The following is a 26,755-nucleotide window of genomic DNA, read 5'->3' on the forward strand; positions in this document are numbered from 1 at the left end:
TTGTGGATTTCCCTCGGAGTTGTTGGAATCGCTGCGGGATCGCTGTCCTCGGCAGCGAAGGGATTCTAGGAGCGAACAACCCCCAAGCGAAGGCAGAATGAGCGCCTGCAGCTATCGAAAGCGTAGCAACCAGCTTGCGTTCAGGTTCCCGGTTCACAATGCGCCCCGGCGGCCCTGCCGCCCACCCGAATTCACAGAGACAGCGCGAAAAGAAAGAAGAGCCCACCGATGGCGATCCAGTGGTTCCCCGGTCACATGTATTCGACCCAGAAGGCCATCACCGAACGGGTGAAGGACATCGACGTCGTCATCGAGCTGCTCGACGCCCGCCTGCCGGGCTCCAGCGCCAACCCGATGCTGGCCGAGCTCACGGCCGGCAGGCCCACGCTGAAGGTGCTCAACAAGCAGGACCTGGCCGACCCCGCGCGCACAGCCCTCTGGCTGGCGCACTACAACGCGCTGCCCGCCACCCGCGCCATTCCCCTCGACGCGAGCCAGATCACGCCCGCGCAGCAGATCGTGAAGGCCTGCCACGAACTCTCGCCCAACCGGGGCGGGCTGGCCAAGCCGATGCGGGTGCTGATCTGCGGCATTCCCAACGTGGGCAAGTCCACCCTCATCAATACCCTCACCGGTGGGCGCAAGGCCAAGACCGGCGACGAGGCCGGCATCACCAAGCTCGAGCAGCGCATCACGCTGGCCGACGACTTCTACCTGTGGGACACGCCCGGCATGCTGTGGCCGCGCATCATCGTGCCCAAGAGCGGCTACAACCTCGCGGCCAGCGGCGCGGTGGGGCGCAACGCCTTCGACGAGGAGGAAGTGGCGCTGGAACTGCTCGGCTACCTCAAGGCCAACTACGCCGCCGGCTTGGCCGCGCGATTCAAGCTCGTGGAGCTCGACGCCGAGACCATGGCCGGCATGAAGGACGAAGCCCTGCTCGACACCATCGGCCGCAAGCGCGGCGCCCTGCTGGGCAAGGGCCGCGTCAACCTGCAGAAGGCCGCCGAGATCGTGATGCACGAGTTCCGCGCCGGCAACCTCGGGCGCATCACCCTCGAAACGCCCGGGGAGTTCGCCGTGTGGCTGGCCGACGGCCAGCGCGCCGACGCCGAGCGCGCGGCGAAGAAGGCCGCGCGCAAGCAGAAGGGCAAGCCGAAGGCAGAGGCGGCGCCGGAAGGCTGAATCGGCCGCGGCTCAGTCCAGCGCGAACAGCGCGGCCGCCGCTTCGTCGAGCGCGGCGACCCTGCGCGAATCGGAACGCGGCCCTGCCGCCTGCAGCGCGCGCTGATACATCGCCACGCGCGTGGCCGACACCGGCCTGCACAGCGGCCGCCCGCGCGTCTGCGCGATGCCGCGTCCGGGCACCACGTAGCGCCCCGGGCTGAGCCGCGCGAAGCGGATGTAGGCCTGCAGCGTGGGGAGCACGTCGGCGTGCAGCGCGTTCATGCGCTTCTCGGCCTCCTTGCCGATCTGCGCGTAGCCCTTGGCGTCCTTGGTGATGGGCAGGCCGAGGATGTCGGCCATGTCGATCTCGAAGTGCGTGAAGTCGCCGTACGGGCGCTTGCAGTCGATGACGAAGCTGCTCCAGTTCGCGTGCTGCAGCAGGCGGATGTGCTCTTCGGTCACGTCGAAGGCCGCGCGCTTCTCGAAGGGCGGCTGGAAGGCATAGTGGCCGGCCACGAAGCTCGCGTGCAGGAAGAAGGCGGCCGCCACGTTCACGAATCGGTCGAAGACCGGCGAGCTGCCGCCATCGAGCACGTCGCCGAACTGCTCGAGCGTCATGTCGGGCGGCACGATGGCGGGCGCGCCGGATTCGCAGCCGACCCACTCGGCGTGGCTGCGGCGGAACCAGTCGATGTCGGCCTGCGTGATCTCGATGCTGCCCGGCTGGGGCGGCGCTGTCGGGGCGGATGCGGGCGCATCCTGCGACTGCCCGCAGCCCGAGGCGGCCAGCAGGGCGGTTGCGGCGCATGCGGCAGAAAGTACCAGCGCATCCCGCCGATGGAACCATCTCAATTTGTTCTCTCCAGGGAAAAGCTATCTGTCCGGCGCACGAGGATGCCATGCGGGCCTGACATCTGCCTGAGGACGGCCGGGGCATCGGGAGCGTCAGGGGCGCGGTGTAGGCTCGCCGCATCCACATCGCAAGGAGCGACATGACCGAAGCAGCGCAGGACCGAGGCAACGACGACGGTGGTGACGACGACCTCTCGCCCGGCTGGGACGCCATCACCGCCGCCATGGAGCGCCTCTACCCCGGCCAGGGGCCGAAGCACTACGGCACGGTGATCAAGTGGATGCTCGGCGGGCCCGATCCGCTGGACGGCGTGAGCGTGTGGAAGCGCATGGAGCCGGTGCCGCACTGGCACTACCTGAGCTACGGGCTCAGCGAGCTCTACACCAAGGAGTCGGACGTCGCCGAAACCAGCGGCTACGGCTTCGAACTCACTTTCCGCCTCGCCTGCGAGCCGGAGGACGAAGAGCCGCCCGCATGGGCCATCAACTTCCTGCAGAACCTCGCGCGCTACGTGTTCAAGAGCGGCAACGTGTTCGACGACGGCCACTGGATGACCGCCAACGGTCCCATCGCGCTGGAGCGCGAGACGCTGATCCGCTCGATGGGCTTCGTGTTCGATCCCGAGCTGCCGGCCATCGACACGCCCAACGGCCGCGTGAGCTTCATCCAGGTCGTGGGCCTGACGGAAGACGAGGAGCGCGCGGGCAAGCGCTGGGACACGCGCCGGCTGCTCGACGCGCTGCTGCCGGCAATGCCGCTGTGGGTGACCGACCTCGGGCGGCCTTCGCTGCTCGACGATGCCGAAGTGCGCGGGCGCGTGGAGGAGGGCGCGGCGCGCGAGGGCTCGTCCAGCGGTTTTCTCTTCACCGAAGTGCTGGGCTGGGAGACGAGCAAGCGGCTGCTGCGCGCGCCGGTCACCGAGATCACGCTGGGCGCGCGGCAGGTCGACGAGCTGGTCGCGCTGCTGCCGCTGCGGCTGCCTTTCGGGCGCGACTTCCACTTCGCGAGCCGCGAGCGGGCGCTGGTCTTCGCGCACGGCGAGACCGACAGCGTTTCCGAAGAAGACGGCAGACTCAAGCTGCGGCTTTCCGATGCCACGGTGCGCGAGCTGGCCCGCACGCTGAAGCCGGTCGCCGGCACCTACGAGGTGCAGGGTCTTGGCGCCGTGCGCTGGAAGGTGCAGAAGACGACAATCAGGGACCCGCAGGGGAACGTTGTCGGCACCGTAGGCTGACCGGTCATCCCCACGCCAGCCCACAGCCAGCCAATCGCCAGCAACCCGACTCCAGATGCAACGTCTCACGCGTCAACGCAACGCCGTCTTCTCCGCCTTCAGCGACGCAGGCCGCGTCCTCACCGCTCCGCAGATCCTGGCGCATGCGCGCGAGATCGTTCCCGAGATCAGCCTCTCGACCGTCTACCGCCAGGTCTCGCTGCTGCTGGCGGACGGCGAGATCGCCAAGGTCGAGCTGCCCGGCGAGCCCGCCCGCTACGAGGTGGCGTGCAAGCCCGAGGCGCATGGCAAGGCGGGCCGCGGCGCAAAGCACGCCGACCATCACCATCACTACTTCCATTGCTCCAGCTGCGGGCAGGTGTACATGCTGCATTCCTGCCCCGGGCCGATGGACGACCTGGTGCCCGAGGGCTTCAAGGTCAGCAGCCACGAGGTGACGCTGCACGGGGTGTGCGCGTCTTGCTCGGGAGCGGCCGACAAGGCGCACTGACCAGTCGGCTTTCATCCGGCTTTCAATTTATTGAGAATGAATTCTCAATAACGTATAGTCGCGGGTCCGAATCCTCTGGTTCCGATCCGATCATGCAAGTCCTGTCCTCGCTCAAAGAAGCAAAGAAGCGCCACCGCGACTGCCAGGTGGTGACGCGGCGCGGCCGCACCTACGTCATCTGCAAGTCCAATCCGCGCTTCAAGGCCAGACAGGGCGGCGCGAAGAACAGGCACAAGCGCTGAGGAGCGCATGCGCCGCTGACGGGCGCGGCGACTGAAGAGCCGGCGCCCGAATCTCCCCAACACCGAACAAACGAACGATCGACTGACCGCCTCGGCGCGCGTGCGCCGGTGCGTGCCTGCGCGCGTCCCGTTCGTCCTTCCATTCACCGGGTTTCCTCCATGCTCCGAGCCACCGGCCTCACCAAGCAATACGGCGCGCACACCGCGCTCGACAGCCTCGACCTCGACATCCGCGCGGGCGACATCTACTGCCTGCTGGGCGCGAACGGCGCGGGCAAGACCACCACCATCAACCTGTTCCTGAACTTCGTCGAGCCGACCTCCGGCGCGGTGGAGATCAACGGCATCGACGTCGTGCGCCACCCGGTGGCCACCAAGCAGCACGTGGCCTACATCCCCGAGCAGGTCACGCTGTACGGGCCGCTCTCGGGGCTGGAGAACCTGCGTTTCTTCGCCGGGCTCGCGCTGGGCCGCGAGCTGCCGCGCGAGCGGCTGCTGGAGCTGATGACCGAGGTGGGGCTGGACCATGCAGCGGCCGACAGGCGCGTGTCGGCCTACTCCAAGGGCATGCGACAGAAGGTGTGGATCGCGGTCGCGCTGGCCAAGCAGGCGAAGGCGCTGCTGCTCGACGAGCCCACCTCGGGGCTCGACCCGCAGGCCGCGAGCGAGTTCTCGGGCCTGCTGCGCCGCGCCGCCGATAACGGCGTAGCCGTGCTCACCACCACGCACGACCTGTTCCACGCGCAGCAGACCGCCACGCGCGTCGGGATCATGAAGCGCGGCCGCCTCGTCGAGAGCCTGGACGGCGAGGCGCAGATCGCGCGCACCGACCTGCAGTCCCTCTACCTGGCGCACATGAGGGCATGACATGCAGCTCGTGAACTGGATCGCACGCCGCGAATTCCTCGAACGCCTGCGCGACGGGCGCCTCCACTGGGCCGGTGGACTGGTGGCGGTGCTGCTGCTGACCGCGCTCGCCGTGGGCTGGGCGCACCAGCGCGACGCGCAGGCCGAGCAGCGCGCCGCGCAGGCCATGGACTACCGCGACTGGCTTCGGCAGGACCGCCGCCATCCGCACGACGCCGCGCACCAGGGCATGCACGCCTTCAAGCCCGAGGCGGTGCTGTCGATGATCGACCCGGGCATCAACCTCTTCATCGGCAGCACCGTGTGGCTGCAGGCGCATCGCCAGAGCGAGGTGAAGTTCAACGCGGCGCAGGACGCGACCGGCCTGCAGCGCTTCGGCAATCTCTCGGTCGGCTGGATATTGCAGGTGCTGGGCCCGCTGCTGGTGATCGTGCTGGGCTTCAACGCCTTCGCGGCCGAGCGCGAGCAAGGCATCCTGCGCCAGACGCTGAGCCTGGGCGTGTCGCCGCTGCGGCTGCTGGGCGGCAAGGCGCTGGCGCTGACGGCGTCGCTGGCCGTGCTGCTGGTGCCGGCAGGGCTTGTCGCGGCCATCGTCGTGGGGGCGGGCGCGGACGACGGCGAGCGGCTCGACGCGCTGCTCAGGCTGGGCGCATGGGCCGTCGGCTATGCCGTGTACCTGGGCATCTTCGTGTTCCTGGTGCTCGGCGTTTCCGCGGCCTGCTCGACCTCGCGCATGGCGATCACGCTGCTGCTGGCCATCTGGATCGCTCAGGCGGTGATGGCGCCGCGCGTGCTCTCGGAGCTGTCGCGCGCATGGTTCCCGAGCCCGACGCGGCTGGAGTTCAACCGCCAGCTCGGCGCGGAACTCAAGACCGTGTCCGACGAGGTGTGGCAGAAGAACTTCGGCTCCACCGAGCGCTGGGGGCGCGACGTGCCGCTGAGCAAGTGGGGCATCGCGCTGCGCCTGGACGACCAGGCCTCGTACCCCGTGTACGACCGCCACTACGGCCGCCTGTGGGACACCTGGGAGCGCCAGCAGGCGGTGCAGGAATGGAGCGGCCTGCTGGTGCCCGTTCTCGCGGTGCGCAGCTTCTCGATGGGCATGGCAGGCACCGACTTCGCGCACCACCGCAGCTTCACCACCGCCGCCGAGCTGCATCGCCGCCATATCCAGGACCTGATGAGCGAAGACCTGGTGGCGCACGCCGACCCGCTGGGCGACCAGCATTTCGCCTACCAGGCGACGCCCGAACTGTGGGCGACGGTGCCGCCCTTCGACTACCAGCCGCCGCGCGCGGCCTGGGCGCTGATGCACCAGATGCGCAGCTTCGCCGTGCTGTGCGCCGGCCTGCTGCTGGCCGCCGCCTTCGCGGCATTCACCGCCTCGCGGCAGCGCGCGCTCTGAGGCAAGCCGTACATGACGACGACCACTTCTTCCTCGGTTTCTTCCCCCGTTCCCGTTTCCATCGTCGATCCGCCGCAGGGCCGCCGGCTGCTGGCCGTGATGCGCCAGGAATGCCGCCTGATGCTCGCCGAGCGCACGCTGTGGGCCGTCGGCCTGCTGTTCCTGCTGCTGGTGGCCTATGCGCTCGGCAACGGGCTGCTGCAGACGGCGAGCCGCGACCGCGCGCAGGCGGCTGTCGCGCAGGCCGACCGCGACACGCGCGCGGCGCAGCGCGCGCTGCTCGAAAGCATCCTCGCCGGCACCGCGCAGCCCACGCCCTTCGAGAACCCGGCCGATCCTTCGCGCATGGCCAGCGGCTACGGCGGGCACCACGCGATCCTGCCGACCGCGCCGCTGGGCCCGGTCGCGCTGGGGCAGAGCGACCTGTACCCGAGCCAGTTCAAGGTCACGAACCAGAGCCGCGTGGTGTTCATGAACCCCAGCGACATCGAAAGCCCCTGGCACCTGCTGAGCGGGCACTTCGACCTGGCCTTCGTCATCGTCTACCTGCTGCCGCTGCTGATCTTCGCGCTGGGCTACAACCTGCTCTCGGCCGAGCGCGAGAACGGCACGCTGAGGCTGCTGCTGTCGCAGCCGCTGCGCCTGCGCACGCTGCTCGCCGGCAAGCTCACGGTGCGCGCGGCGGTGCTGCTGGGGCCCGCCGTGCTGCTGCCGGTGGCCGTGCTGCTGGTGGCGCGGCAGGCCGGGCTGGCCGGCTCGCCGGGTGCCGCCCTGTGGTGGTGGGCGCTGCTGGTGGGGGCCTACGTGCTCTTCTGGTTCGCGCTGGTGGTGGCGGTGAATGCCTTCGGCGCCTCGTCGGCGACCAACGCGATGGTGCTCGTCATCGCCTGGGTGCTGCTGGTGCTGGTGGCGCCGGTGCTGCTGAACCTTGCAGTGACGCAGGCCAGCCCCGCGCCTTCGCGCACCGAACTGGCCACGCGGCAGCGCATCGTCACCGCCGAGGCGATGAAGCGCCACGCCGACCTGATGAGCACCGACTACCGGCACGTGGGCCGCGGCGCGATCCTCGTGCCGCGCGACGGCAAGGTCGAGATCGCCGGCCGTGCGCTGGGCAACTACCTGATCGAGAAGGAAGTCGACGAGGCCATCAAGCCCGAGCTCGACCGATTCGACGCGCAGCAGGCCGGGCAGCAGGTGCTGCTCGCGCGCTTCAGCGCGGTGTCTCCGGCAGCGGTGGCCTACGAGGGCATGACGGCGCTGGCCGGCACCGGCACACGGCGCCAGGCGCGCTTCGAGGCCCAGACCATCGCCTATCACGAGGCCTGGAAGCGCTTCTTCTCCCCGCGCATCGACGCGCGCGACGCGCTGGTGCCCGCCGAGTTCGACCGCATTCCCGCATTCGCCTGGCAGGAAGAGCCCGCCGGCCTCGTGCGCGGGCAGGCGGCCATCGCCGTGATGCAGCTGCTGGTGCCGAGCCTGCTGCTGTTCGGCCTCGCGGCGTGGCGGCTGCGGCGCTTCTCGGTCGCGTAGCGGCCACCCGGTTTTTCTTTTCTCCCCGCAATTCCTTGCAATCAATCCAATGACAACCCTCATCCGCACGGCCATGGCGATGGCCGCAGCCACCGCATTCCAGGTTTCGTACGCGCAGCAGGCCGGCGGCGGCGAGCTCGGCACCATCACCGTCGAAGGCAGCCGCGACGCCAGCGGCCTGCACCTGGAGGAGTCGAGCGGCACGGCCTCGCGCCTCGGCCTCTCGGTGCGCGAGACGCCGGCCTCGGTCGAGATCCTGCAGCAGGACACCATGCAGCAGCGCGGCGCGCGCACCTTCAGCGAGGCGCTGCGCGGCATGGCGGGCCTGTCGGGCGGCGGGCCGCCGTCGTCGCCGACCACGCTGTCCACGCGCGGCTTCACCAGCCTCATGTACCTGTACGACGGCGTGCGCAGCTCCGGCGCGGGCGTGACCAACCGCGTGCAGGACATCTGGAACTACGAGCGCATCGAGGTGCTGAAGGGCCCGGCCTCGGTGCTCGACGGCGAGGGCGCCATTGGCGGCGTCGTCAACTTCGTGACCAAGCGGCCCGACCGCAGCAACCCGAACAAGGAGGCCCTGCTCTCGTACGGCAGCTACGGTTCCACGCGCGCTGCATTCGGCTTCGGCGGCGCGCTGGGCGATGCCAGCGCCTACCGGCTGGACTACAGCCGCAACGACACGAAGGTGGGCACCATCGCGCGCAACGGCGAGCGCATCGACCACTTCACCAGCGGGCTGATGGTCGACTTCGGCGGCTCGGTGAAGCTGGATCTTTCGTTCGACTACCTGCGCGACAACAACCAGGCCTACTGGGGTACGCCGCTGGTGCCGGCCAGCTTCGCCACGCAGCCGACCGACGTGGTCAGCACGCCCGACGGCCGCGTGATCGACCGGCGCCTTGCACGCAGCAACTACAACGTGCCCGACGACGAGAACTCGTCGGAAACCTACTGGCTGCGCGCGCGGCTCACGGGCCAGCTCGACGGCGGCTGGTCGTGGCGCAACGAGTTCTCGGCCAACAAGGCGAACCGCGTGTTCCGCAACTCCGAAAGCGCGGTCTTCGTGGCGCCCGCCAGCATCGCGCGCGACCAGACGCTGATCACCCACGACCAGGGCTTCTGGCTGAACCGCTTCGACGCCACGCACAAGGGCACGCTCGGCGGCATGGACAACCGCTTCGTCGCCGGCGGCGAATACAGCGAGACGCGCTTCGGCAGCCAGCGCCGCTTCTCCAACGGCAGCGCAGCCACCGCGAACCTGCTGCGCGTGCCGGTGTTCGACCCGTACATCGCGCCCTTCAACGACAGCCTCGCACTCACCACGGGCGCGGGCAACCGCACCAACACCACGTCGAACGTGAAGGTCACGTCGGCCTTCGTGGAAGACGCGATCAAGCCGGTGCGCGGCCTCACGCTGGTGGGCGGCCTGCGCCACGACCGCACCGAGGTCGACCGCGGCATCGCCGACCTGAACCTGGGCAGCTACACCCGCTTCGGCACCAGCTACCGCTCGACCTCGGGGCGCATCGGCGCGGTGTACGACATCACGCCGGATTCGAGCGTGTATGCGCAGTACACCAACGCGACGCTGCCGGTGAACTCGCTCTTCCTGCTGTCGGCGTCGAATGCGGCCTTTCCGATGTCGCGCGGCAAGCAGGCCGAGGTGGGCTTCAAGCAGAGCCTGCCCGAGGCGAAGCTGGAGTGGACGGCGGCCCTCTACAGGATCGAGCTCGACAACGTGCTCTCGCGCGACCCCAACGATGCGCGCAACACGGTGAACAACGGGCGGCAGTCTTCGCGGGGCGTGGAGCTCTCGGCCGTGTGGAAGCCGACGCGAGAGTGGACGCTGGCCGGCAACCTGGCGGCGCTCGACGCGCGCTACGACACGCTGATCGAGGCCGGCGGCGTCTCGCGCGTGGGCAAGACGCCGCCGAACGTGCCCGAGCGGGTGGCCAATCTCTTCGCGACCTACAGGCCCGAGGGATCGAAGTTCGAGTACTTCGCCTCGCTCAATCACACGGGCCACATGTACACCGACAACGCCAACGAGATCCGCATCAACGGCTTCACCACGCTCGACGCGGCGGTGAGCTACAGGATGCGCAACGCCTTGCTGACTTTCCGCGTGCGCAACCTGACCGACAAGCTCTACGCCACCTGGGTGGGCCGCGCGACCTCGCAGGTGCTGCTGGCGCCGCGGCGCACCTTCGAGCTGTCGGCCAAGTTCGACTTCTGACACTTTCCGCGTGCGCAACCTGACCGACAAGCTCTACGCCACCTGGGTGGGCCGCGCGACCTCGCAGGTGCTGCTGGCGCCGCGGCGCACCTTCGAGCTGTCGGCCAAGTTCGACTTCTGACGGAGCAGGCGGCTCAGCGCATCTGCAGCCGCGCGTCCTTCGGATAGCCGATGGTGTAGTCGGCCGTCACGCGTGCGGTCTGGCCGGCCGCGAGGTCGAGCTGCCACATGGCCAGGCCGGGCTGCTTGTTCCAGGCCAGTTCGGCGGGCTGCGGCGAGAACTCCGAGGCCACGCGCACCTTCTCGTCCACCGAGACCGGCGCGGCTTCGAGCACCTGCACGGTGATCGGCGTGCGGTGGCGGTTCTCGACCACGTAGGCGCGCTGCACCTTGCGCTCGGCGCGCGAGCCGGCGAAGCCGCCCGTGCCCTGGTTGTCGCGCTCGGGCTCGGCCTGCACGCGCACCAGCTCGTCGCGGCCGAAGGAAAGCGTCAGGCGCGCATCGGTGGGCGCGTTCCAGCGGCCGCTGCCGACGAAGGCGCCATCGCGGTAGAGCTGCATGGGGCCGGCGGGCCACACGCCGGCGGGCTGGTCGAGTTCGGCGACAAGGAAAGCGCTGGCGTCCACGCGCGGGCTGGTGCGCGCGGCGAGCTTGGCCGTGTCTTCGTGCTGGCCCAGCGCCATGGTCACGCGCTGGCCGTTGGAGGGCACGTCGATGGCCTGCGGCACCGAGAATTCGGTGGCGAAGCTGTTGTCGAACACGCTCACGTCGAACAGCGGCTCCGTCCGGCGCTCGCGGCTGTCCATGGACTTGCTGGCCATGATGGGCGAGGGCGCCATGGCCGCCGCCGGCGCGGCGGGGTAGGCCATCTCCGCCAGCGGGCGCGGCGGCGGCTCGATGCCGATGCGCCACGCCGTGGGCAGGCGGCCGGCGGTCTCGCGGCGCGGCTGGCCGGTGGAGAGCACCAGCTTCACGCCGCGCCAGTCCTCGCCCGTGGCCTGCGCCACCAGCGCCTGGCGCTCGATGCGCACCTTGCGCGTGGTGGTGTCGAGCAGCGCGCGGTAGGTGGGCGTCCAGCCGGGGCCGTTGACCTGGTAGCTGAGCTTCACGTCGGCATCGGCGCCGGCGGCCAGGGTCACCGTCACGGCCGTCACCTGGCCGCCGTTGCCCTGGGTGCGTGTGCGCTCGACCAATAGCGGGTTGAGCTGGCGGTCGATCTCTGCCTGCCTGCGCTGGATCTGGTGCTGCTTGAGCAGTGAATCCTGCCCGGTGCGGCGCATGGCCTCGGTCATGGCGGCGAGGTTGCGCGCGTCCATCGGCGCGCGCGCGCCGGGGGCGTCGCCGCTGCCGCCGGCCAGGCCCTTGAGGTAGCCGGTGACCATGCCCAGCGCGTCGGTCTCGGCCTGCAGGGCGGCCTTCTGGTCCTCGAGCTCGCGGATGCGGCCGTCGAGCGGGCTGGTCGAGCAGCGTGCCGAGAGCTCGCGCTGCTCGCTGAGCACCGAGGTCTCGCCGATGCGCACCGAAGCATCGGCCGACACCTGCAGGCTCTGCACGTCCAGCCCCGCGGGCAGGCAGGCGAAGGTGATCGAGCGCGCGCCGGCCGCGACGCGCGCCACGCGCTCCACGGTGGCGCTGCCGGGGTAGACCTTGACCTGGGTGATGCGCGAGTCGGTGGCTGCCGTGGCGGGTTGTGTAGTCGCCTGACCCTGGGCGCTCAGGCTCAGGACCAGCAGGACGGCGGCACCGGCGGTGGCGCGGAGGAGGGCGGAAGTCGATGCTTTCATGGGATGCCTCTGGAGCGAAGGTGATGAATGACCCAGGCTCATACGGGCGGCCCCGGCGATCGGGGTTAAGGCATCGTCAAAAAAACTTCATGCAGCCGGCGGCGCTGTCGCCAATGCAACCGGCACGGCGTTTCCGGTCGCGCGCGCGACGGCGGATGCGGTGCGTGCTTCATAGAGTGGTTGCATCGTCTTTCCACCCAACCCCGGACAAGGACACACCGCCATGCTCGACACCATCCAGGCCATCAACAAGACCGCCGCCTTCAACCGCTGGGCCGGCTTCGAAGTCACGAGCGCTGCCAACGGCGAAGCCGAGCTGCGCATGAACTGGCGCGAGGAGGACATGGGCCAGTACGCCGGCTTCCTGCACGCCGGAATGATCGGCGCGATGCTCGACACCGTGAGCGGCTACGCGGCCGCCACCGTGGCGGGCCGCGTGCTGGCGTCGCATTTCTCGGTGAACTGCGTCTCGCCCGCCATCGGGCGCGCCTTCGTGGCGCGCGGGCGGGTGGTGAAGGCCGGGCGCACGCAGGTGTTCGCGGCGGCCGAGCTCTATGCGCAGGGCGAGGGTGCCGATTCGCTCAAGCTCGTGGCGACGGGGAACGCAATCCTGATTCCGGTCGAAGATCCTGCTTCCGCGCTGCCGAAGAAGGCGCAGCCCGCGGCCTGAGCTTCAGCCCGAAGAGCGGCCGCAGCAGGTCGGTGCGGCGGATCAGCCCGTCCGTCAACAGCCAGCAGCCCAGCAGCGTCAGCGCCACCAGCAGCGCGGGTTCGACGACCGGACCGAGCGCGAGCGGGGCCAGCAAGGTCACGCCGGCGATGATCAGCGTCTGGTGCAGCACGTACCACGGGTACACCGACTCGTTGGCCCAGCGCAGCCAGGGCCAGGGGCGGTTCAGGTGGCGATGGCCGTGGCCGAGAATGGTCGCGACGGCCAGCCACAGGTAGAGCATGCGCAGCGTGTCCATCAGCAGGCCCGGGGGCGGGCTCTTCATGCCGGTGCGCAGCGCGATGAAGGCGGCGATCACCGCGACCGCCAGCGCCAGCGACACGCGGCGCAGCCGCTCCAGCTCCTTCCACACGCCGGTGTCCACGCCCATCCAGTAGCCGTAGAGGAACATCGTGAAGTAGAGGCTGTGCAGGTGGAAATCGCGCACCAGGTTGTGCGTGGCCGGAAAGCGCGAGGCCAGCAGCACCGTGAAGACCAGCAGCGGCACCACCGGCAACAGCAGCAGCTTCCAGCCGCGCAGGCCGTTGAAGGCTGCGCGCAGCCGCTGGCCGGCAGCGGATTTCCACAGCGGCAGCGTCAGCGCGACCAGCGCCGTGTAGGTGAACAGATAGGGCAGGTACCAGAGGTGGTTCCAGGTGATGCCGAACTCCGCGCCGTCGAAGGCCTGCTTCGGCCAGGGCTGGGCCATCGACAGGTAGCGCAGCAGGAAGGCGCCGAAGCCCGGCGCGACCAGCCCGTTGGCCACGCCCTGCGCGTAGGCCTGGTAGGGCACGATCACCGCCATGCCGAAGGCCAGCGGCAGCATCAGCCGCAGGCCCCGGCTGCGCAGCAGGCCCCAGGTGCCCCGGTCCCGGCTCAGGAAGCCGAGCGACACGCCCGAGATCAGGAAGACCAGGTCCATGCGCCACAGGTTCAGGATGCGCATCGGCCATTGCAGCCATTCGGCCGCGTGCGGGCTCTTGAGGTGCCAGGGCCAGTCGGCCACGTAGTACATGCCCACGTGGTAGAGGATGACGAAGAGGAAAGCCAGCGCGCGCAGGGCGTCGATGTCGTGGCGGCGGTGGTCGGGCGGAATTGCTGGAACGGGATCGGCGGTCATGGGCGGCTCCTCGAAGCGGGAAGGCCGCCATGCTCGGCCCGGCCGCCCCCGCGCGGCGCGGCCGGGGGACGGATCGCCCCCGCTTTGTGACGAGCGGTGGCCCGCGGGGACGAAATCCGGCCCCGAAAAGCCGTCCCGGGCCCCGTTTTCGGGAGAATCCCGGCCATGGGAGACCCCCGCAAGAACCTGTACGAACGCTACGCGCCGATCCGCCGCCCGCTGGAGGTGGCTTTCTGGATCGTGCTGATGACGCTGCAGGCCGCGTTCAGCACCATGGTGGCGATCATGGACGTGCGCACGCGCGCCGTGCCCCGGCCCAACTGGGAGGTCGCGACCTGGGAGGTGTCGAGCCACCTGGTGCTGTTGCTGCTGGTGCCGGCGCTGGCGGCGGTCGAGCGCCGGCTGTCGCCGCTGGCGCGTGCCCATCTGCTGCGCTTCCTGGCCTGGCACCTGGTGGCGAGCGTGGTGTTCAGCGTGGTGCACGTGGCAGGCATGTTCGGGCTGCGGTCGATGGTCTACGCCATGGCGGGCGAACGCTACGACTTCTGGAACTGGGCCGGCCAGTGGAGCTACGAGTACCTGAAGGACGTGCGGGTGTACGCGAGCATCGTGTTCGGCATCTGGGCGTACCGGCTGTTCCTGCTGCGTCTGCAGGGGGAGGCACGGGTGCTGGATGCGCCGGAGGAGGGCGTGACTGCGCCGGCTCCCGTCCCGATTCCGGCTTTGGCGGAACCGGAGGGATTCGAACCCTCCTTGCCCGACGCACCCCCGCCACCGCCAGCCCGCCCCGAACGCTTCCTGGTGCGCAAGCTGCGCCGCGAATTCCTCATCGCCGCCACAGACATCGACTGGCTCCAGGCAGAGGGCAACTACGTCGGCCTGCACGTCAACGGCCACGACTACCTGCTGCGCTCCACGCTGACCGACTTCCTGGCCCAGCTCGACCCGGCGCTCTTCGTGCGCGTGCACCGCAGCCATGCAGTGAACCTGGGGCGCATCAAGGAAATCGAGCCGCTGGACGGCGGCGACGCCCGGCTGCATATGCACGACGGCACCACCGTGCCCTGCAGCCGTCGCTATCGCGATGCCCTGCGCACGGGCATCGGCGCGGCCTGATCCGGTGCGCGGCGGGCCGTGACCGGCCCGTTATTGGTTCATTTCGCACCATCAGAGAGCTTTCAGGCACCATTTTTGCTTCATTGGCCGGCCGCGCCGGTTGATTCAGGTGCGACGCACCAATTCAAACCAAAATCCGCAAGAAGCTCCAATGGACGCACTCAAACAGGGCGCAGACGCGCTGTTCATCCTTCTCGGCGCCATCATGGTCCTGGCCATGCACGCCGGCTTTGCCTTTCTCGAACTGGGCACCGTGCGCAAGAAGAACCAGGTCAATGCACTGGTGAAGATCCTGGTCGACTTCTCGGTCTCGACCATCGTGTATTTCCTGGTGGGCTACGGCGTGGCCTACGGCACGCATTTCTTCGTGAGCGCCACCGAGCTGTCGGCGAAGAGCGGCTACGAGCTGGTGAAGTTCTTCTTCCTGCTGACCTTCGCCGCGGCCATACCGGCCATCATCTCGGGCGGTATCGCCGAGCGCGCCAAGTTCTGGCCGCAGCTCATCGCCACGGCGGTGATCGTCGGCTTCGTCTACCCGCTCTTCGAGGGCATCGCCTGGAACAAGCACTTCGGCATCCAGGAATGGATCGCCTCGCTGACGGGCCACGAGTTCCACGACTTCGCTGGCTCCGTCGTGGTGCATGCGGTGGGCGGCTGGCTGGCGCTGCCGGCGGTGCTGCTGCTGGGGGCGCGGCGCAACCGCTACCGCGGTGACGGCTCGCTGAGCGCGCATCCGCCGTCGAACATCCCGTTCCTGGCGCTGGGCGCGTGGGTGCTGTGCGTGGGCTGGTTCGGCTTCAACGTGATGAGCGCGCAGAGCATCGACAAGATCTCGGGCCTGGTGGCCGTGAACTCGCTGATGGCGATGGTCGGCGGCACGCTGGTGGCGCTGGCCATGGGCAAGAACGACCCGGGCTTCGTCTACAACGGTCCGCTCGCCGGCCTGGTGGCGGTGTGCGCCGGCTCCGACCTGATGCACCCGCTGGGCGCGCTGGTGGTGGGCGGCGTGGCCGGCGGCATCTTCGTCAAGCTGTTCACGCTCACGCAGAACAAGTGGAAGATCGACGACGTGCTCGGCGTGTGGCCGCTGCACGGCCTGTGCGGCACCTGGGGCGGCATCGCGGCGGGCATCTTCGGCACGCAGGCGCTGGGCGGCATCGGCGGCGTGAACGTGTGGGCGCAGCTCATCGGCACCGTGATGGGCGTGGCGTGGGCCGCGCTGGCGGGCGCGGCGGTGTACGGCGCGCTCAAGGCGGTGGCGGGGCTGCGGCTGTCGCAGGAGGAGGAATACGACGGCGCCGACCTGTCGATCCACCACATCTCGGCGACCCCGGAGCGCGAAGTCAACTGGTAAGCGGCAAGGTGCGGCGGCTTGGGCTATTCTCGGCGCCCCTTACAACCGCCGAGGAGTAGACCCATGACAACGACACCCGCTCGCTGGCTGCGCAAAGGCGTCGCCGCACTGGCCGGCAGCCTGCTGATGCTTTCGTTCTCTTCCGTGGCGCAGGCCGGCGCGCCGCAGGTCAAGACCCAGGCGCCGGGCTTCTACCGGATGATGCTCGGCGACTTCGAGGTGACGGCGCTGTTCGACGGCACCCTCGACCTCGAGCCCAAGAAGCTGCTCACCAACACCACCCAGGCTCAGGTCGGCAAGCTGCTCGACCGCGGCTTCGAGAAGGACGCCGTGCCCACATCGGTGAACGGCTACCTCATCAACACCGGCAGCAAGCTGGTGCTGGTCGACACCGGCGCCGGGGGGCTCTTCGGCCCGACGCTCGGCAACCTGCAGGCCAACCTCAAGGCCGCGGGCTACCAGCCCGACCAGGTCGACGACGTGCTCATCACCCACATGCACGGCGACCACGTCGGCGGCCTGGTGCAGGACGGCAAGCTGGTCTTTCCCAACGCCACCATCCACGCCGGGCAGGAAGACGCCGACTTCTGGCTGAACAAGGCCAATCTGGAGAAGGCCTCCGCCGAGATGAAGGGCTTCTTCCAGGGCGCGATGGCCTCGCTCAACCCCTACGTGGAAGCCGGCAAGTTCAAGGGCATGAAGGGCGGCACCGAACTGGCGCCCGGCATCAGGGCCGTGCCCGCCCACGGCCACACGCCCGGTCACAACATCTACGTCGTCGAGTCCAAGGGCCAGAAGCTGGTGCTGTGGGGCGACCTGATGCACGTGGCCGCCGTGCAGTTCGCGCAGCCGCAGATCACCATTTCGTTCGACGTCGACTCCAGGCCCGCAGCGGCCGAGCGCAAGAAGGCGTACGCCGACGCGGCCAAGGGCCGCTACCTGGTCGGCAGCGCGCACCTGCCGTTCCCGGGGCTCGGCCACGTGCGGGCTGAAGGCAAGGGCTACGCCTGGGTGCCGGTGGACTACCAGCAGGTGCGCTGAGCCAGCGATGAAGGTTGAGCGGCGCGGGCCGGTGTTGCGGCGCCCGCGCGCGCGAAGGCGCGCCCTGTAGCAAACTGGCCGGCTGCTTCGCTTTCATCATCCATCGCCCCATGACCCAAGCTCCCCCCGCCCTCGAAGTCCTCCCCCGCGACCTGTCCGCCTACCGCAAGGGCAACGTCGGCGTCGACTACGTGCACCGCTTCGAGTCCGGCAAGCCCGGCCCGCACGTGCTGATCAACGCGCTCACGCACGGCAACGAGATCTGCGGCATGACGGCGGCCACGCACCTGCTCGACAACGACGTGCGTCCCAAGATCGGCACGCTCACCGTGAGCTTCGCCAACGTGGCGGCGTATGAATCCTTCAACGAGTCGCTGCCCTTCGACAGCCGGCAGCTGGTGCACAACCTCAACCGCATCTGGTCGCCCGAATGGCTGGACGGCAAGGAGGACAGCCCCGAGCTGAGCCGCGCGCGCATCCTGCGCCCGGTGGTGGACGCGGCCGACCACATCCTCGACATCCACTCGACCAGCCAGCCCGTCGTGCCCTTCTGGGTGTACCCGGGCTTCGAGCGCAACGCCCGGGTCGCGCAGGCCATCGGCCGCCCCTCGGTGCACCTCGTGATGCCCGACGGCCTGGGCTCCGGCACGCCGCTCATCCAGTACGGCAGCCACGGCGGCCCCGACGGCAAGGGCGTGGCGATGGTGGTCGAATGCGGCCAGCACTTCCTGCGCTCCGCGTCTGATCTCGCCACCGCCGTCACCTACGACTTCCTCGCCTACTTCGGCCTCGTCGACAAGGACCCGGCCACCCCGCCACCCGAGCCGCAACGGCGCTTCCAGCTGCTGCAGACCTACGTCATCAAGTCGCCCGACTTCGCCTTCGTGCGCCCGCTCATCGGCTTCGAGACCTTCGCCAAGGGCGAACTGATCGCGACCAACGGCGACGAGGAGATCCGTGCGCTGTGCGACGACTGCACGATCTTCATGCCCGCCCAGCGTGCGATCGTGGGGCGCGAGGCGGTTTATCTGACCAAGCCGATCTGAGGCCGGTCGGTCGGTCAGCAGATCAGCAGGTGCCGCGGTTTGTCCGCGGTGCTGTAGTCCGCGTGCCAGTAGTGCGGGTCGTCGCAGGGGCTGAAGACGGCCTGGGCGCTGGCGTGGCGGGCGTCGAAGTGCTTGTCGAGCGTGACGTGCACCGAGCCGGGGTCGGGCCAGTCGGTGCCTGCGTCGCAGACCCGGTTGCCTGACGAAACCTCGGCCGCGACGATCGCCTTCAGGGCCGGGTGCAGGCGCTCGTTGAGCAGGGCGAGGATGTCGCGCCGACTGCCGGGGCGGATCGAGGTGGCGAGGCAGGCTTCGGCGAAGGCGGGATCGGCGGCCATCGTTGGAGCGGTTCCGTCTATGTCAGGCCGCAATGAACAACGCCGGGTCCACCATCGCCCGGTTCAGCATCACCGACCAATGCAGGTGCGGCCCCGTCACCCGCCCGGTGGCGCCCACGGCTGCAAGCTGTTCGCCGGTCTTCATCACGTCTCCGACCTTCACGTCGATGCGGCTCAGGTGGCAGTACATGGTCAGCAGGCCGCCGCCATGGTCGAGCCAGACGGTGCCGCCGTTGAAGAAATAGTCTCCCGTGTCGATCACCTTGCCGGGCAGGGGCGCGAGCACCGGCGTGCCGGTGCCGGCCGCGATGTCCATGCCGCTGTGCGGATTGCGCGACTGGCCGTTGAACACGCGGCGCAGGCCGAAGGAGCTGGAGCGGCGGCCGGGAACGGGCACGCGCATCTGCAGGGCGGAGTCGGGGCGCATGTCGGTGAGGGTGGCCATCACGCCGGTGAGGTGGTCGCGCTCCTTGACGTACCGCGCCTCGTCCTCGGGCGAGAGGTCGACGGTGCGCGGGGCCACGGTGAGGCGCTGCTCGCGGTACTGCTTCGGGGCCACGGTGTAGGCGATCAGGCGTTCGGGCTTGCCTTCGGCGCGCACGATGACACTTGCCTCGCCGGGTTCGGTCGCGAGCGGAATGCCGACGAGCGCGGTCCATTCGATGGCGTCGCCCACCACCAGCAGGGGGATGTCGCCCGCGAAGGCCTGCGGCCGCCTGGCCGACGGGCCCAGCGACAGGCGGGCGACGCCGCCGGGCACCTGCGATGCGCGTGGCCATACGCCGGGTGTTGCCGCGGGCTGTTTCTTTGCTGCTGTCGACTTGGTCGCGGCGCCGGCGTGCATCGCGGCGATCAGGCCGATGGTGCCGAGCACGGCGCTGCGGCGGTCGAGGGCGAGATGGGTGAGAGAAGAGGAGGGCGTTTGCTTCATTTGAAGAGAAGGTCGGGAAGTCGGTGGATGGAGGACGCTATCCGCTCCAGGTTCCGGGCGCGAGGCCTTCGAGCGTATGCGGCCCGATCGCGGCGCGGATCAGCCGCAGCGTCGGCAGCCCCACGGCCGCCGTCATGCGCCGCACCTGGCGGTTGCGGCCTTCGCGGATCGCGAGCTCGATCCACGCGGTGGGAATGCTCTTGCGCTCACGGATGGGCGGCTGCCGTTCCCACACCTCGGGCGGCGGGTCGAGCAGCCGGGCGCGCGCCGGGCGGGTGGGGCCGTCGTTGAGCTGCACGCCATTGCGCAGGGCGGCAAGCGCCGCTTCGGTCGGCTCGCCTTCGACCTGCACCCAGTAGATCTTTTCCATCTTGAAGCGCGGATCGGCGATGCGCGCCTGCAGCCTGCCGTCGTCGGTGAGCAGCAGCAGGCCCTCGCTGTCGGCGTCGAGCCGGCCGGCGACGTAGACGCCGGGGATGTCGATGAATTCCTTCAGCCCGCGCCAGCGGCCCTCGGGCGTGAACTGGCTGAGCACGCCATAAGGCTTGTTGAAGCGGATCAGGCGGGAGGAGGACGGCGCAGGCGAAGAACGAGGGGACGAAGGGCTCGGACGATTCATGTGCCGACAGGATAGCCCGGGTCTGTCCTGCAACCTCTGGCGGCCGGCTCGGCTCCAATCGGCCTGTTCATTCGAGACACAGGGAATCCGGTATGACGACGATGCAACGCTCCATCCAACTCGCCTGCGCGGCGATGGCCGGCCTGCTGCTGGCGGCGTGCAACAGCCCGGGCATCCGGGTGGGCGGCGCGCCCGAGGCCAGCGTGAAGAACTGCGTGGCAGCGGCGGCGCGCGAACTGAAGGTGCCGCCGGCCAGCATCGTCGCCGACAAGGGCACGACGCCGCGTGACGGGGTCTACACGATCAACCTGAGGGTCGGGCCGCAGGGGCGTTCGGCCGTCTGCACCACTGACGAGAACAGCGCGGTGATCGGGGTGGTCTACAAGCGGCCCGAGTAACTGCGGGCCTGCTTGCTTACTTGCCCCAGCTGTCCCGCATCCCGGCCGCGCGGTTGAACACCGGCTTGCCGGCGGCGGCGCTGGCCTTCGCGTCGAGCACGAAGTAGCCGTGCCGTTCGAACTGGATGCCGACGCCCGGCTCGGCCTTGGCGAGCGAGGGCTCGACGAAGGCGGAACACACTTCCAGGCTGTTCTTGTTCAGTTCTTCCAGCAGTTCGCCGCTGCCCGGATGTGCTTCGGCAAACAGGCGCTCGTAGAGCCGCACTTCGGCCTGCACCGCGTCGGCGGCGGCCACCCAGGTGATGTTGCCCTTCACCTTGATCGCGTCGGCGCCGGGGGTGCCGCTCTTGGTGTCGGGCACCAGCGTGGCCTGCACCTCGACGAGCTTGCCGCTGGCGTCCTTGGTGCCGCCGGTGCATTCGATGACGTGGCCGTACTTCAGCCGCACCTTGTTGCCGGGGAAGAGGCGGAAGAAGCCCTTGGGCTGCACTTCTTCATAGTCGGTGCGCTCGATCCAGACTTCGCGGCCGAGCTTGAACTCGCGCTGGCCCATCTCGGGGTGGTGCGGGTGCACCGGGGCCGAGCAGTTGTCGAGCGCATCGTCACCGCCCATCAGTTCGCCCCAGTTGGTGATGACCAGCTTGACCGGGTCGAGCACGGCCATGGCGCGCGGGGCGACGGGGTCGAGGGTGTCGCGCAGCGCGGCCTCGAGGCTGGCGTAGTCGATCCAGCCGCCCGACTTGGTGGTGCCGCTGCGTTCGCAGAACAGGCGCAGCGCCTCGGGCGTGTAGCCGCGGCGGCGCAGGCCGGCGATGGTGGGCATGCGCGGGTCGTCCCAGCCGTCGACGTACTTCTCCTCGACCAACTGGCGCAGCTTGCGCTTGCTGGTGAGCACGTGGGTCACGTTCAGGCGCGCGAATTCGTACTGGCGCGGGTGCGGGCTGGCGATGAGGCCGCCTTCGGCGAGGCGGTCGAGCAGCCAGTCGTAGAAGGGGCGCTGGTCTTCGAATTCCAGCGTGCAGATGCTGTGGGTGATCTGCTCGAGCGCGTCCTCGATGGGGTGCGCGTACGTGTACATCGGGTAGATGCACCACTTGTCGCCGGTGTTGTGGTGGTGGGCACGGCGCACGCGGTACAGCGCGGGGTCGCGCATGTTGATGTTGGTGCTGGCCATGTCGATCTTCGCGCGCAGGATGGCGGCGCCATCGGCCACCTGGCCGTCGCGCATGGCACGGAAGCGCGCGAGGTTCTCCTCGGGCGTACGGGTGCGGAAGGGGCTGTCGGTGCCGGGCGTGTTGAAGTCGCCGCGGTTCGCGCGCACTTCCTCTGCCGTTTGCTCGTCGACGTAAGCGAGGCCGGCGCCGATCAGGTATTCGGCGGCCTCGTACATGAAGTCGAAGTAGTCGCTCGCAAAGTACTCGTGCGGCTGCAGGGTGCCGGGGGCGCTGGGGCGGTCGGCCAGGTAGGTTTCGTAGCCCAGCCACTTCACCGCGTCGCGGATGGAATCGACGTATTCCTGGTCTTCCTTCTCGGGGTTGGTGTCGTCGAAGCGCAGGTGGCTCACGCCGCCGTATTCCTTGGCCAGCTCGAAGTTGAGCCAGATGCTCTTGGCGTGGCCGATGTGCAGGTAGCCGTTGGGCTCGGGCGGAAAACGCATGCGCACCTTGGCCGGATCGGCCATGCCCTGCGCATGATGGGCGGCGTTGCCGGGCGATCCGCCCCACTTGCGGCCAGAATAGGCACCCTGCGCGAGGTCGTTCTCAATCACATGGCGCAGGAAATTGCTTGGTGCAGCTGTCGTCTTGGTGCCGCTTTTGTCGGTCGGGGAGGTCATCGCGGCATTTTAGGGTGCACCCCCTATGGGTTACCTTTGGCAACGTTCTTCACATTGGCCGGTGCACCCCGTTTGCATTTGCCGCGTTCAATACACCACATGGGCGGTCCGGGTCCGGACTGTCCAGCCAAACAAGGAGAGCAGGATCATGAGCTTCACACGTTCAACCTTTTTCAAGTGGGCCGCCGCGGGCGTCGTGGCAGCCGGTGCATTGTTTGCCGCCACCTCGGCTAGCGCCCGCAGTGATGTGAGCTGGTCGATCGGCGTCGGCGTCCCCGGCGTGGCCGTGGGCGTTGGCAGCCCGGCCTACTACCCGGCCCCGGTCTACGTGCCGCCGGCCCCCGTCTACTATGCGCCGCCGCCCCCGGTTTACTACCGCCCGCCGCCGGTCTACTACCGTCCGGCCCCCGTTTACTACGGCCCGCCGGCCTATTACGGCCCGCGCTACTACGGTCGTGGCTACTACCGCGGACATGGCCACTGGCGCTAAAAAGCCACGGCAATCGTGACTGAATGAAAAAAGCCGGCCCCGAAAGGGCCGGCTTTTTCTTTGGGCGCTCGCCCGGCCGATTTCACATCGCGCGAAAAAGATGGGCGTAGAGCCGGCTGACCGGAATCTTCTCGGCCCGCCCGCGCAGCATCAGGTGCAGCTTGCCGGCCTCGTCGCGGTGCACCGACTCGATGGCCGAACTGCGCACCACCACCGCCCGGTGCACCTGCCAGAAGGTGTCGGCGTCGAGCTGGGGCAGCAACTGCTTCAGCGGCGTGCGGATCAGGTATTCGTGCGTGGCGGTCAGCACGCGCAGGTATTTGTCGGCCGCCTCGAAATAAAGCACTTCGTCGATGGGCACCATGCGCACGGTGCTGCCGCCGGCGTCGCTGGCGGCGATCATGCGCAGCGGGGCGGGCGTGGCCGTGGCGGCTCCTGCGCCGGCGGCGCCCAGCACCTGGCGCCATTGGGCGAGCGTCTGTTCCAGCGCCGCATCCGCCAGCGCGGCCGTGGCCGCCGGCTGCCTTGCGGCCAGCGCCTGTTGCAGGCGGCCCACGGTCTTGCGCAGGCGGTCGGGCTGCACCGGCTTGAGCACGTAGTCGATGGCCTGCGCCTCGAAGGCGCGGGCGGCGTATTCGTCGTAGGCCGTCACGAACACCAGCTGGGGCATGGGCGCTTCGTCGGCGGGCCAGCAGTCGGCCAGTTCGGCGGCGGCGCCCAGGCCATCGAGCCCGGGCATGCGGATGTCGAAGAAAAGCACCTGCGGCAGCAAGCGCAACGCCTCGCGCACGGCGCTGCGGCCGTCGCCCGCGGTGGCGACGATCTGCAGTTCGGGCCATGCCGCGGCCAGTTCGGCCTTGAGGGCCTGGGCCAGAAGGGGCTCGTCCTCGGCGATGAGGGCGGTGGGGGATGCAGTGGTCATCTTGTCGTTGTTTTCGTGTTGCATTCAGGCGGGTGCCGGAAAGCTCAGCGTGGCGAGGGTGCCGCCCGAAGGCGAGGGCGCCAGGTGCATGCCGCCGCGCTCGCCGTACACCGTGGCCAGCCGCTCGCGCACCTGCTCCAGGCCGAAGCCGCTGCCCTGCGACGGCGGTGCCGCGCCGAGGCCCACGCCGGTGTCGCTCACCTCGATCACCAGCAGGCCGCCTTCTTCTTGCCGGCGCGCACGCACGACGATCTCGCCGCCTTCCACCTTCGGCTCCAGCCCGTGGCGGATGCTGTTCTCCACCAGTGGCTGCAGCAGCAGCGGCGGCACCGGCGTATCGCGCAGATCCTGCGGCAGGTCGAGCGTGTAGCGCAGCCGGTCGCCCATGCGCACCGACATCAGCTCCAGGTAATCGCCCAGCCGCTCGAACTCGGCCGCCAGCGGATGCGAGAGCGCGCGCGAGCCGCTGAGCGTCATGCGCAGGTAGCTGTTGAGGCGGTCGAGCATGGCCACGGCGCGGGGCGGGTCGACGGTGATCAGCACGCGCAGGTTGGCCAGCGTGTTGAAGAGCATGTGCGGCTCCAGCTGCGTCTCCAGCAGCTTCAGCCGTGCCTCGGTGGCATTGCGCTGCGCCAGCTCGATCTGGCTCTGCATGTGCTTGCTCTTGCCGAGGCTGTAGAAGAAGAAGCACATGCCGACGGTCGCGATGATGGTGATCGTGACGCCGGTCGCCAGCTTGTGGCCCTTGAAGTCGAGGAAGTCGTACCGGGGCGCGCCGAACACGGCGTCGCCGATGAGATTGCCCATGAAGAAACCGACGGCCACGCCCAGCGCGATCAGCATGAAGCCCCAGGGCCAGTTCGGCCAGTGGGTTTCACTGGCCCCGCTGAGCAGGAGCCGCCCCGTGTCGATGAACAGCCAGCTGATCATCCCGATGGCCAGCGAATAGACCAGATGGCCGGCCCAGTTCTCGCCCCCCGTGATGGTCATCGCGATGGCGATGAGGCAGCAGAAGACGGCGGTGATCAGGCCATGCCGCAGCATGTCCCGGATGTTTTCCGCGCGGAAGCGGTGCAGCGGCGTCGTGGAACTCATCCGCGGTCCTGGCCCCCCAGCGCGCGGCGCTCGCGTTCGACCAGCCGGTCGTAGAAGCCGCCGCCCGGTGCGATGAACCAGACCACCGCCCCATGGATCAGGAGCCCCAGCCCCCAGCCCATGAGCGGATACATCGCCCAGCTGCGGCCGTTGGCGGCCGAGATGGTGACCAGCCCCAGGTTGACCAGCACATAGACGAAGGCGTGGATGTACCAGCCCATCTTGGCGCCGGCGCGGCGGCGGGCGAGGCGCTCGACGTCGCAGCGGGAGGAATCGGAGGACGATGCGTAGGAAGTCATGACAGCTCCTTGTATTGGACAGGAATGAAATCGGTGGTCGCCACGGCAGGCTGCGGCGCCGCCTGCAGGACCGCGCGCTGGCGCAGCTCCTCGGTGGTGTCGCCGGGGCCCTCGGGCTTCCAGCCGGGCGGCTTCACGAGGTAGCCGACGAAGGCGCGCACCGAGCGGGCCGAGGCGAGGTCGCGAAAGAGCGCGCGCCACTGGCCGAACTCGATCTCCAGGATGTTGTGCGTGGTGACCGGGTTGACGAGGCCGTAGCGGCAGGGCACGTCGGCGCGCTCCGGGATGTAGGTGCCGAACAGGCGGTCGAACACGATCAGCACGCCGCCGTAGTTGCCGTCCAGGTATTCCAGGTTCGAGGCATGGTGCACGCGGTGGGCCGAGGGGGTGTTGAGCACCCATTCGAGCGGGCCCAGGCGCGGGATCCAGGTCGCGTGGATCCAGAACTGGTACAGCAGGTTCAGCGTGAGCATCAGCAGGATCACCCGCGGCGGCATGCCCAGCAGCGGCGCCAGCATGAAGAAGGCCAGGGTGCCGGTAAGACGGCCGGTCCAGCCGAAGCGGTAGGCGGCCGACAGGTTCAGCTGGTTCGGCGAATGGTGGATGGCATGGGTGCACCAGAACCAGCGCACGCGGTGCGCGGCGCGGTGGTACCAGTAGTAGCAGAACTCCTGGCCGATGAAGCAGGCGGCCCAGCCGGTCCAGTGGTCCATCGGCAGGGTGAAGAGGCGGTGGGCGTAGAACCAGTCCATCGCGCCGGTCCAGAAGGCCAGGGGCAGCAGCCAGCGCAGGGGGTATTCGCGCACCAGGAAGTCGAACACCGAGACGCCGGCGGCCTTCCAGTCGTAGCTGCGCCAGCCGTTGCGCCACGAAAGCACCAGGGCCTCGGCGATGGAGGCGACGAGCACCACCGTGACGGAAACCTTGAGGATCAGCAGGAGCGCGTTCATGGCGGCGTTTCTTCTTCTGGAAGTGGTGGCCCGGGAATATTAGGCGGCGCGGGCGGCGGCGGCCATAGCGTCAGTGCGGATGGCCAGCTTCCACAGGCGCGCGGCGCGGGCCGCGAACACACCGGTGAACGCGCCGTACAGCACGGGAACCACGAGTGCGAGGGTGGGCTGGTGGCGCAGCTCGGGGTGCATGGCCAGGGCGGCGCCGACCACGTACTTGGTCAGGAAGATGCCCATCATGAGCATCAGCGGCACCGGGCTGCCGGCCACGTCGAACTGGCGGGTGGCCGCGTCGTAGCGGGTGGCGGCGTGCAGCGGGCGCTGCAGCACCAGGGCGGCCATCACGGCAGCGGCGGCGGCCCAGCCCAGCAGGGCGCCGAAGGAGTCGCCGAAGACCGAGGCCACGCCGTACAGCGACAGGCCGCCCATGGCGACGGGCATCAGCGTGACGCGGGTCAGGCTCACCTGGTTGGCCAGCAGTTGCCGGGCGCCGAGCCACAGCAGCAGGAAGAAGACGGCGAACACCCACTTGGGCGTGTGAAGGATGATCTGCATCAGCATGGCGGCACTCCGTTGAAGGTGAAAGGTGAAGAAAAGCTGAAAAGGCGGCACAAGGGAATCGATGGGGTGGACTGTGCCGGCGGCCCCCCATGCCCGCCATCGCCGTGCGACGGAATGCGCGCAG

Annotated in this window: 27 protein-coding genes; 15 read left to right on the top strand and 12 right to left on the bottom strand. The window is 69.0% G+C overall.

Features of this window, described 5'->3' with window-relative positions; translation table 11 throughout:
• Positions 1–228: 228 nt before the first annotated feature.
• Positions 229–1,185: a ribosome biogenesis GTPase YlqF gene (gene ylqF / locus ABL843_RS10705; RefSeq protein WP_418119839.1), complete on the top strand. Its 957-nt coding sequence runs from the start codon at positions 229–231 to the stop codon at positions 1,183–1,185.
• A 12-nt stretch (positions 1,186–1,197) separates the two neighbouring features.
• Here the strand turns inward: ylqF and ABL843_RS10710 are convergent, their stop codons facing one another.
• Positions 1,198–2,019 (bottom strand): hypothetical protein, encoded by an 822-nt coding sequence (locus ABL843_RS10710; RefSeq protein WP_418119840.1) that lies wholly within the window; start codon positions 2,017–2,019, stop codon positions 1,198–1,200.
• A gap of 140 nt (positions 2,020–2,159) precedes the next feature.
• On the opposite strand from ABL843_RS10710, the gene ABL843_RS10715 reads away from it, so the two are divergent.
• The 7 genes from ABL843_RS10715 to ABL843_RS10745 all read left to right on the top strand — a co-directional run bounded on the left by ABL843_RS10715 (position 2,160) and on the right by ABL843_RS10745 (position 10,024).
• Positions 2,160–3,254, top strand: a complete 1,095-nt coding sequence (locus ABL843_RS10715; RefSeq protein ID WP_418119841.1) for a suppressor of fused domain protein — start codon at positions 2,160–2,162, stop codon at positions 3,252–3,254.
• A 55-nt stretch (positions 3,255–3,309) separates the two neighbouring features.
• Positions 3,310–3,744 (top strand): Fur family transcriptional regulator, encoded by a 435-nt coding sequence (locus ABL843_RS10720; protein ID WP_184636289.1) that lies wholly within the window; start codon positions 3,310–3,312, stop codon positions 3,742–3,744.
• A 92-nt stretch (positions 3,745–3,836) separates the two neighbouring features.
• Complete coding sequence (ykgO, locus tag ABL843_RS10725) at positions 3,837–3,986, top strand: type B 50S ribosomal protein L36 (RefSeq protein WP_019654976.1); 150 nt, start codon at positions 3,837–3,839, stop codon at positions 3,984–3,986.
• A gap of 159 nt (positions 3,987–4,145) precedes the next feature.
• Complete coding sequence (locus tag ABL843_RS10730) at positions 4,146–4,853, top strand: ABC transporter ATP-binding protein (RefSeq protein WP_418119842.1); 708 nt, start codon at positions 4,146–4,148, stop codon at positions 4,851–4,853.
• Position 4,854: 1 nt separating this feature from the next.
• Complete coding sequence (locus ABL843_RS10735) at positions 4,855–6,258, top strand: ABC transporter permease subunit (RefSeq protein ID WP_184636293.1); 1,404 nt, start codon at positions 4,855–4,857, stop codon at positions 6,256–6,258.
• A gap of 12 nt (positions 6,259–6,270) precedes the next feature.
• The gene (locus ABL843_RS10740) at positions 6,271–7,788 is read left to right on the top strand and encodes an ABC transporter permease subunit (RefSeq protein WP_418119843.1); all 1,518 of its coding nucleotides are present in this window, start codon (positions 6,271–6,273) and stop codon (positions 7,786–7,788) included.
• Positions 7,789–7,837: 49 nt separating this feature from the next.
• On the top strand, positions 7,838–10,024 hold the full coding sequence (locus ABL843_RS10745; RefSeq protein WP_418119844.1) for a TonB-dependent receptor: 2,187 nt from the start codon (positions 7,838–7,840) through the stop codon (positions 10,022–10,024).
• 134 nt (positions 10,025–10,158) lie between these two features.
• Here ABL843_RS10745 and ABL843_RS10750 read toward each other — a convergent pair whose 3' ends face one another.
• A complete protein-coding gene (locus tag ABL843_RS10750; RefSeq protein WP_418119845.1) occupies positions 10,159–11,808 on the bottom strand; it encodes a DUF4139 domain-containing protein in 1,650 nt (549 codons plus the stop codon).
• 223 nt (positions 11,809–12,031) lie between these two features.
• On the opposite strand from ABL843_RS10750, the gene ABL843_RS10755 reads away from it, so the two are divergent.
• Entirely contained in the window at positions 12,032–12,478 is a 447-nt protein-coding gene (locus ABL843_RS10755; RefSeq protein ID WP_418119846.1) for a PaaI family thioesterase, read from the top strand.
• On the opposite strand, the gene ABL843_RS10760 is transcribed toward ABL843_RS10755, so the two are convergent.
• The gene (locus tag ABL843_RS10760; RefSeq protein WP_418119847.1) at positions 12,390–13,637 is read right to left on the bottom strand and encodes an acyltransferase family protein; all 1,248 of its coding nucleotides are present in this window, start codon (positions 13,635–13,637) and stop codon (positions 12,390–12,392) included. The genes ABL843_RS10755 and ABL843_RS10760 overlap by 89 nt on opposite strands.
• A gap of 165 nt (positions 13,638–13,802) precedes the next feature.
• Here ABL843_RS10760 and ABL843_RS10765 point away from each other — a divergent pair, with 165 nt between their 5' ends.
• From ABL843_RS10765 to ABL843_RS10780, 4 genes are all read left to right on the top strand, one after another.
• The gene (locus ABL843_RS10765; protein WP_418119848.1) at positions 13,803–14,753 is read left to right on the top strand and encodes a LytTR family DNA-binding domain-containing protein; all 951 of its coding nucleotides are present in this window, start codon (positions 13,803–13,805) and stop codon (positions 14,751–14,753) included.
• A 151-nt stretch (positions 14,754–14,904) separates the two neighbouring features.
• Positions 14,905–16,107: an ammonium transporter gene (locus tag ABL843_RS10770; RefSeq protein ID WP_019654985.1), complete on the top strand. Its 1,203-nt coding sequence runs from the start codon at positions 14,905–14,907 to the stop codon at positions 16,105–16,107.
• Between the two features lie 63 nt (positions 16,108–16,170).
• Complete coding sequence (locus ABL843_RS10775) at positions 16,171–17,148, top strand: MBL fold metallo-hydrolase (protein ID WP_126024207.1); 978 nt, start codon at positions 16,171–16,173, stop codon at positions 17,146–17,148.
• Between the two features lie 110 nt (positions 17,149–17,258).
• Positions 17,259–18,194 carry a succinylglutamate desuccinylase gene (locus ABL843_RS10780; protein ID WP_418119849.1) on the top strand — a complete coding sequence of 312 codons (936 nt, stop codon included), beginning with the start codon at positions 17,259–17,261 and terminating at the stop codon, positions 18,192–18,194.
• Between the two features lie 14 nt (positions 18,195–18,208).
• On the opposite strand, the gene ABL843_RS10785 is transcribed toward ABL843_RS10780, so the two are convergent.
• The 3 genes from ABL843_RS10785 to ABL843_RS10795 are packed head-to-tail and all read right to left on the bottom strand — an operon-like array spanning position 18,209 to position 20,082.
• Entirely contained in the window at positions 18,209–18,532 is a 324-nt protein-coding gene (locus tag ABL843_RS10785) for a hypothetical protein (protein ID WP_418119850.1), read from the bottom strand.
• Positions 18,533–18,554: 22 nt separating this feature from the next.
• The gene (locus tag ABL843_RS10790; protein WP_418119851.1) at positions 18,555–19,463 is read right to left on the bottom strand and encodes a peptidoglycan DD-metalloendopeptidase family protein; all 909 of its coding nucleotides are present in this window, start codon (positions 19,461–19,463) and stop codon (positions 18,555–18,557) included.
• Positions 19,464–19,500: 37 nt separating this feature from the next.
• Complete coding sequence (locus tag ABL843_RS10795; protein ID WP_418119852.1) at positions 19,501–20,082, bottom strand: pseudouridine synthase; 582 nt, start codon at positions 20,080–20,082, stop codon at positions 19,501–19,503.
• A 92-nt stretch (positions 20,083–20,174) separates the two neighbouring features.
• Between ABL843_RS10795 and ABL843_RS10800 the strand changes: the two genes are divergently transcribed.
• On the top strand, positions 20,175–20,480 hold the full coding sequence (locus ABL843_RS10800; protein WP_418119853.1) for a hypothetical protein: 306 nt from the start codon (positions 20,175–20,177) through the stop codon (positions 20,478–20,480).
• A 16-nt stretch (positions 20,481–20,496) separates the two neighbouring features.
• On the opposite strand, the gene ABL843_RS10805 is transcribed toward ABL843_RS10800, so the two are convergent.
• A complete protein-coding gene (locus ABL843_RS10805; RefSeq protein ID WP_418119854.1) occupies positions 20,497–22,314 on the bottom strand; it encodes a glutamine--tRNA ligase/YqeY domain fusion protein in 1,818 nt (605 codons plus the stop codon).
• Between the two features lie 280 nt (positions 22,315–22,594).
• Here ABL843_RS10805 and ABL843_RS10810 point away from each other — a divergent pair, with 280 nt between their 5' ends.
• Positions 22,595–22,804, top strand: a complete 210-nt coding sequence (locus ABL843_RS10810; protein WP_418119855.1) for a hypothetical protein — start codon at positions 22,595–22,597, stop codon at positions 22,802–22,804.
• Positions 22,805–22,886: 82 nt separating this feature from the next.
• On the opposite strand, the gene ABL843_RS10815 is transcribed toward ABL843_RS10810, so the two are convergent.
• From ABL843_RS10815 to ABL843_RS10835, 5 genes are read right to left on the bottom strand one after another with little or no spacing between them, the layout of a single operon-like run.
• Positions 22,887–23,726, bottom strand: a complete 840-nt coding sequence (locus ABL843_RS10815; protein ID WP_418119856.1) for a LytR/AlgR family response regulator transcription factor — start codon at positions 23,724–23,726, stop codon at positions 22,887–22,889.
• Between the two features lie 24 nt (positions 23,727–23,750).
• Positions 23,751–24,821 (bottom strand): sensor histidine kinase, encoded by a 1,071-nt coding sequence (locus tag ABL843_RS10820; protein WP_418119857.1) that lies wholly within the window; start codon positions 24,819–24,821, stop codon positions 23,751–23,753.
• Positions 24,818–25,120: a 2TM domain-containing protein gene (locus tag ABL843_RS10825; protein ID WP_184636322.1), complete on the bottom strand. Its 303-nt coding sequence runs from the start codon at positions 25,118–25,120 to the stop codon at positions 24,818–24,820. Before ABL843_RS10825 ends, ABL843_RS10820 begins: the two co-directional genes overlap by 4 nt.
• Positions 25,117–26,070, bottom strand: a complete 954-nt coding sequence (locus ABL843_RS10830; protein WP_418119858.1) for a sterol desaturase family protein — start codon at positions 26,068–26,070, stop codon at positions 25,117–25,119. The genes ABL843_RS10825 and ABL843_RS10830 overlap by 4 nt, the downstream gene beginning before the upstream one ends.
• A gap of 39 nt (positions 26,071–26,109) precedes the next feature.
• On the bottom strand, positions 26,110–26,631 hold the full coding sequence (locus ABL843_RS10835) for a DUF6622 family protein (RefSeq protein ID WP_126024220.1): 522 nt from the start codon (positions 26,629–26,631) through the stop codon (positions 26,110–26,112).
• Positions 26,632–26,755 lie beyond the last annotated feature (124 nt).

The organism is Variovorax sp. 350MFTsu5.1 (assembly GCF_048302515.1).
Taxonomy (GTDB): domain Bacteria; phylum Pseudomonadota; class Gammaproteobacteria; order Burkholderiales; family Burkholderiaceae_C; genus Variovorax; species Variovorax guangxiensis.